We start from the raw sequence: 1586 nt of genomic DNA, 5'->3' as shown, positions 1-1586 counted from the left end.
TACGGCAGCTGTAGATCGTGGCTGTGGGGATGATGCTGCTGGTCGGCGGGGCGCCCGGGATGATCACGATCGGGTGGAGTGCCGGACATGCGAGACGGCCGCCGTGATCGTTGCTTTGTGTGACAAAAGTAAAGAACCCGGCGGCCGTCGGGGGCACGATAGCGCATGTCGATGATGAGCGCCGGGCGGGTTTCCTGGACGCGGTGATGGCCCGGATCGCGGGATGTTTCCGCAGGTGTGAGCCCCGGCGACTGGTCCGGGAGTTCGTGCTGGGGCTGCTGATGGAGTTGGAGGACCACAACTGCTGGACCTTGGGCGAGGCGCTGGGGCACACCGGCCCGCACCGGCTGCAGCATCTGCTGTCGCGGGCGAAATGGGACGAGCGGCAGGTCCTGGACCAGACTGCGGTGTGGGCGGCCGGGTACCTGACCGGCGACGATCGCCACGCGGGTCAGGACGCGGTGTTCATCCTGGACGAGACCGGCGACGCCAAGTCCTCCACCGACTGCGTCGGCGCCGCCCGCCAGTACTCCGGCAGCCTGGGCGGGGTCGCGTTGTGCCAGGTCACGGTCAACCTCACCTACGTCACCGCACGCGGTCACACCATCATCGACCGCCGCCTGTACCTACCCCGTGATTGGGCCTGCGATGAGGAACGCCGTGAGCTGGCCGGCGTCCCCGAACAGGTCGAGTTCGCCACCAAACCGCAGCTGGCCGCCCAGATGCTCACCCACGCCCACGACCGCGCGATCCGGGCGCCGTTCGCCGCTGGTGACGAGGTCTACGGCGGCCGCGACCTGCGCCGCCACATCCGCAGCCTGGGCATGAACTATGTGATGGCGGTCAAGCACGACCACCCCGTGGCGCTCGGCCCCCACACCACCACCGCCCGCAAGGCCGTCCGCCTGATCGGCGACGGCGGATGGCAGCGCGTACGCACCGGAACCGGAACCAAAGGCGTCCGCTCCTACGACTGGGCCATGCTCACCATCACCCCCGACGACACCCCCAACGACACCCCCGACGACACCCCCAACGGCCCAGACCAGGCCGGTGACCAGGCCGGTGACCAGGCCGGTGACCAGGCCGGTGACGCGATCCTGCTGGTGCGGCGGCACCGCTACACCCGCAAACTGTCCTACTACCGGTGCTTCACCACCGGCCCGGCGCCGCTGGCCCGCCTGGTCGCGGTCGCCACGCTGCGCTGGAAGATCGAAGAGGACCACCAGCTCGCCAAACAGGCCTGCGGCCTGGACAAAGGCCAGACCACCCGGTGGAGGTCCTGGCACCGCTGGACCTGCCTGGCCCTGCTGGCCTACACCTACCTCGCCGTCACCGCAGCCACCGAACCCACCGGCCCGGACGAGGACCCCGACATGATCGCGATCACCGTCCCCGAACTCCTGCGCAACATCCGAGGACCGATCGTGCCGGAGCCTCGCCGCGATCCCGAACACCGCCGCGCATGGTCCACCTGGCGCCGACGCCACCAATACCGAGCCCGAAAATGCCACCAGGCATGGCACGCCTACGCCGACACCAACACATGATCACCGCAGGCCAGAGCCTCAATTACAGCTGCCGTA

1 protein-coding gene is annotated in these 1586 nt (G+C 68.9%); it reads left to right on the top strand.

Annotated features, from left to right (window positions below; all coding sequences use genetic code 11):
* The first annotated feature begins 206 nt into the window (after positions 1–206).
* Positions 207–1550: an IS701 family transposase gene (locus ABGB11_RS42315; protein ID WP_347641347.1), complete on the top strand. Its 1344-nt coding sequence runs from the start codon at positions 207–209 to the stop codon at positions 1548–1550.
* Positions 1551–1586: the final 36 nt, after the last annotated feature.

The sequence above is a fragment of the Actinomadura sp. B10D3 genome, from assembly GCF_039871695.1.
GTDB lineage: Bacteria > Actinomycetota > Actinomycetes > Streptosporangiales > Streptosporangiaceae > Spirillospora > Spirillospora madurae.
Note: the sequence above shows the minus strand (reverse complement) of the source record. Positions and strands in the feature narration are given on the sequence as shown.